This window comes from Mesorhizobium sp. M4A.F.Ca.ET.090.04.2.1 (assembly GCF_003999085.1).
Classification (GTDB): Bacteria; Pseudomonadota; Alphaproteobacteria; order Rhizobiales; family Rhizobiaceae; genus Mesorhizobium.
In genome coordinates this window covers 1-4,526 of the sequence record NZ_RZOT01000508.1, presented here as the reverse complement: position 1 = coordinate 4,526, position 4,526 = coordinate 1, and the positions used below count along the sequence as shown (strand labels likewise).

The 4,526-nt window shown below is 62.4% G+C and carries 5 protein-coding genes and 2 pseudogenes; 4 read left to right on the top strand and 3 right to left on the bottom strand.

The features are described 5' to 3' along the window. The 3 genes and pseudogenes from EN781_RS26825 to sppA all read right to left on the bottom strand — a co-directional run. Positions 1 to 205: pseudogene (locus EN781_RS26825) on the bottom strand (DUF1049 domain-containing protein); the annotation flags it as partial. 53 nt (positions 206 to 258) lie between these two features. Then, a complete protein-coding gene (locus tag EN781_RS26820; RefSeq protein ID WP_006200394.1) occupies positions 259 to 543 on the bottom strand; it encodes an integration host factor subunit beta in 285 nt (94 codons plus the stop codon). A gap of 80 nt (positions 544 to 623) precedes the next feature. Further along, a complete protein-coding gene (gene sppA, locus EN781_RS26815) occupies positions 624 to 1,580 on the bottom strand; it encodes a signal peptide peptidase SppA (RefSeq protein WP_126058298.1) in 957 nt (318 codons plus the stop codon). 300 nt (positions 1,581 to 1,880) lie between these two features. Between sppA and lptC the strand changes: the two genes are divergently transcribed. The 4 genes and pseudogenes from lptC to EN781_RS26795 form a co-directional block, all read left to right on the top strand. Next, complete coding sequence (gene lptC / locus EN781_RS26810; protein ID WP_126058299.1) at positions 1,881 to 2,594, top strand: LPS export ABC transporter periplasmic protein LptC; 714 nt, start codon at positions 1,881 to 1,883, stop codon at positions 2,592 to 2,594. Continuing rightward, positions 2,581 to 3,165: an LptA/OstA family protein gene (locus EN781_RS26805; protein ID WP_126058300.1), complete on the top strand. Its 585-nt coding sequence runs from the start codon at positions 2,581 to 2,583 to the stop codon at positions 3,163 to 3,165. Before lptC ends, EN781_RS26805 begins: the two co-directional genes overlap by 14 nt. Beyond that, positions 3,165 to 3,983: an LPS export ABC transporter ATP-binding protein gene (lptB, locus tag EN781_RS26800; RefSeq protein ID WP_127400493.1), complete on the top strand. Its 819-nt coding sequence runs from the start codon at positions 3,165 to 3,167 to the stop codon at positions 3,981 to 3,983. The genes EN781_RS26805 and lptB overlap by 1 nt, the downstream gene beginning before the upstream one ends. A 197-nt stretch (positions 3,984 to 4,180) precedes the next feature. Next, positions 4,181 to 4,526 (top strand): annotated as a pseudogene (locus EN781_RS26795) (RNA polymerase sigma-54 factor); the annotation flags it as partial.

Genomic DNA, 4,526 nt, shown 5'->3' with positions numbered 1-4,526 from the left:
AGGTCGCCATGCTGCCGACGATCATGCCGATGGCGAGAGCCAGGAACAGGAAGACGAAAAGCGGGAGCTTCAGCGTCAGCGCGGGATTGCCGGGATTGAACGGGTCGAGCGTGAAGGCGATCGGCTCGCGGTTGGCGACGGCGAGCGCGATCAGGACGACGGCCAGCGGCACGAAGACAACGACGAGCATGAAGCGGTTGAACATTTGTTTTCCTGTCGAAAGCAGGGCTGGCGGAGGGCCGGCGCGTGAACTCGCGTCTATTTGCCTCCGTTCAGCCTTTCGCGCAATTCCTTGCCGGTCTTGAAGAACGGCACCCACTTCTCCTCGACCTCGACGGATTCGCCGGTGCGCGGGTTGCGGCCGGTGCGAGCGGGACGGTTTTTCACCGAGAAGGCGCCGAAACCGCGGAGTTCGACCCGGTTACCCTCGGCAAGCGCGTCGGTGATCTCGTCGAAGATCGCGCCGACGATGTTTTCGACGTCGCGCAGGAAAAGATGCGGATTGCGCGTGGCAATGATTTGCACAAGCTCGGATTTGATCATGAGAACGGCTCCCCGGAAAGCACTTCGGTCAAATTATGCAGATGATTTTATTTGCTTTTTCGCTCGCCTCGAGCGGCGCGTCAAGGGTGCCAGACCGAAACGAGACCGTCAAGAAACAAGCGGTCGGCTCCAATTTCGTGAATGACGTCGCCGCCGGCGTCGGGCAGGCCGAGCGCGCTGGCGACGGTTTTCGCCATCGTCTTGGAGAACAGGAAGCCGCCGCGCCTCTCGGTGTCCTTCCATTCCACCACCTTGAGCTTGGCGTCGACGCCCTTTGTCGACAGCCAGTCGATCGCCTCGGTCTCGCCGCCGACAGCGTCGATCAGATGGTTGGCGAGGGCCTGGCGGCCGGTGAAAATCGAGCCGTCGGCAAGCGCCAGCGCTTGCTCGCGGGTCATCTTGCGGCGTTCGGCGACGATGCCGACGAACCAGTCATAGCTGTCGAGGATGAGCTTGCGGACCATGGCGCGCTCGTCCTCATTGGTCGGCTTGAAGGGCGAGGGCGAGGCCTTCAGCGGCGAGGATTTCACCTCCTCGAGCTTGATGCCGAGCTTGTCCATCAGCCCGCTGACGTCCGGATACTGGATCAGCACGCCGATCGAGCCGACGATCGAGGATTTGCGCGCGACGATATGATCGGCGGCGCTGGCGATCATATAGCCGGCGGACGCGGCGAGCGTGCCGACTTCCGCCACGACCGGCTTATCGGCGGCGAGCTTGCGCACCTCCTCGAAGATCGATTCACCGCCGACCGTCGTGCCGCCGGGCGAATCGATCGACAGGATGACGCCCTTCACCTTCGAGGACTCACGGATGGTTTCCAGCCGCTTGATCAACTCCTCGTCTTCGGTGATGGTGCCTTCGATCCTGACCTTGGCAATGTGGTCGACAGCCTGGCCGGTGAAGTCGTCGCGATAGACCCAGCTCGACAGGGCGATCAACGCGACGGCCGCGACGGCGAGCGCAGCAACACGCCAGAACGTCAATTTGCGGCGCAAGCGGCGGCGGTCGATCAGGTCGTCGGCTCTCATTGCCATGGTCAGCCTCTCGGTCGGTGGGAAGAGATGTTTTTAAAGCAAGCATCGGCGCCCCGCTACCGTTTCCTGGTGGGGTTGCGTCAAAGCGCCTGCGCGATGCGGGCCGGCGTTTCATGAAATTTTAACGCTGCCCGTCCGTATCTGCTATGAAGTGCGTAGATTGTGTCGACTTCACTTCCGTTTGTACAACGGCAGCTGTCACATTTTTGCGGTTTTCCTCCGCTTGTGCTTGCTTACGGGGGCCGGCATCCCACCTATAGGCGGTGATTTGGCGGGGCAAGGGTTTATTAGAATTTAGTCATGCTAGCGCGATCGAACGAAACGACCAATGCCGAGACGGCTTTGGCGCCAGCAGCGCCAGCCGGTACGCGGGGTGATGCGTTCGACCTCGCGCAGCGGCATTCGCGCCGCGTGCGCGTGCTCAAATTCGCGGTGCCGCTGCTTGCGGCCGTCATCGCCATTGCCTTTCCCGTCTACTCCTATCTTGCGGCCCCGGTGTCGATTTCGGTGCAGGCCGAAGGCAGCGCCTTTGCCGACGGCAAGCTGGTGATGGCCAACCCCAAGCTCAACGGTTTCACCAAGCAGAAGCTGCCCTATTCGCTGACGGCGCTGCGCGCCATTCAGGACGTCGGCAAGCAAGGCATCATCGATCTGGAAGGGATCAATGCCAAATTGCCGTTGACGTCCGACAATGTGGCGACCGTCAACGCCACGCGCGGCGTCTACGACCGCGACGGCAACACAATGAGCCTGACCAGCGACATAATGGTGACGACGACCGACGGCATCGAAGCCAAGCTCAAATCAGTCTTCCTCGACATGGGCAAAGGCACTATGAAGACGGATGATCCGGTCGATGTCAGCCGTGGCGGCTCGCGGATCACGGCGGATTCGATGGCGGTCCAGGACAACGGCAAGGTTCTGGTTTTCGAGAACAAGGTGCGCGTCAACATCGATCCCGCCAGCTTGAGGGCGGCAGAGCAACAGAGCGGAGAATCGAATGCGTCGCAGTAGTTTGGCAGGGCTTTTGGGCGCGGCCTCGGTGCTGTTGTTGCTTGGCGTGGCGCCGTCGCTCGCCCAGTCCGGCGCGAGCAGCCAGGTCTCAGGCCTCAAACTTTCCGGCGACCAGCCGATCCAGATCGAGAGCGACAAGCTGGAGGTCCGCCAGGCGGACAGCGTCGCCGTGTTCAGCGGCAACGTCACCGTGACGCAAGGCCCGACCACGCTCAAGGCCGGCAAGATGACGGTCTACTATGTCAAGGATCCCAATGCCGCCAAGGGCGCGGCCGCCGGCGCATCGGCGATGACCGGCTCGGCCAACATCGATCACCTGGTTGTCGACAACAAGGTCTACATCAAATCGAACGACCAGATCGCCACCGGCGACAACGGCACTTTCGACATGAAGACGCAGGTGCTCGTGCTTTCCGGCAAGGAAGTGGTGCTGTCGCAGGGCCCCAATGTGCTCAAGGGCTGCAAGCTCACCGTTCAGATGAAGAGCGGCCTCGCCCAGGTCGACGGCTGTGGCGGGCGCGTCATCATGTCGATGACGCCGCCGCCTAAGTCTGGAGCGCCGAAGCAATAATGGCCGGCGTATCGTCGCTGCTGGCTCGCCTTCCGGGGCGGGCCGCCGGCAAACCAGCGGCGCCGGCGACGGTTTCCGTCGATTCCGCGAAGTTCAAGGGCACCTTGATCGCCAAGGGCCTGACCAAGAGCTACAAGGGCCGCAAGGTCGTCAGCGGCGTGACGCTTGGCGTGCGCGCCGGCGAGGCGGTCGGACTGCTCGGCCCCAACGGCGCCGGCAAGACGACCTGTTTCTATATGGTCACCGGACTGGTGCCGGTGGACGAAGGCACGATCGAGATCGATGGCTTCGATGTCACCTCGATGCCGATGTACCGCCGCGCCCGGCTCGGCATCGGCTACCTGCCGCAGGAGGCCTCGATCTTTCGCGGTCTCAGCGTCGAGCAGAACATCCGCGCCGTGCTCGAAGTGGTCGAAAAGAGCCGCAAGGCGCGCGAGCGCAGCCTCGATGAACTGCTCGAGGAATTCCACATCAGCCATCTGCGCAAGGCGCCCTCGCTGTCGCTGTCCGGCGGCGAAAGGCGGCGCCTGGAGATCGCGCGCGCGCTCGCCACGCGCCCGGCCTACATGCTGCTCGACGAGCCTTTCGCCGGCATCGATCCGATCGCGGTGGCCGACATCCAGCAATTGGTGCGGCATCTCACGGCGCGCGGCATCGGCGTGCTGATCACCGATCACAATGTGCGCGAGACGCTAGGCCTCATCGACCGCGCCTATATTATCCACGCCGGCCAGGTGCTCACGCATGGCCGCGCCGACGAGATTGTCGCCAATGCTGATGTGCGGCGCCTCTATCTCGGCGAGGGTTTTACCCTCTAAACAAGAAATCCAGGGTTCGGCGCAATTTTTCGGTGATTTTCGGGATTCCTGTCCGATTTTTGCCTGAGATAACGCTCCGGTAAGCGAGTTTTGCTACCGTTTCGCTTGACAAGCAAAAGCTGGGCCACTTTGTTGGTTTGGTCGGAAAATCTGTTCCGGCAGGTCCTGTGCGTAGACGAGGCGTTTGATAACCAACCATGGCGCTGGCGGCGAAACTACAGCTACGGCAGTCCCAGTCGCTGGTGATGACGCCGCAACTGATGCAGTCGATCCGGCTGCTGCAACTCACCCATGTCGAGCTTGAACGCTTCATCGAAGACGAGATCGAGCGCAACCCGCTGCTGGAGCGCGCCGAGCCGCAGGACGACGCGGCTAGCGACCAGGCGCAGAAGAGCGATGCCGCGCCGGAGTCCGCCGCCGACGGCGATTGGTTCGAAGCCGAGACGGAATGGAGCGCCGAAGCGATCTCGGACAAGCTCGACTCCTCGCTGGAAAACCTGTTTCCCGACGATCCCGGCACCAGCGAACGGCTCGGGCCGGATC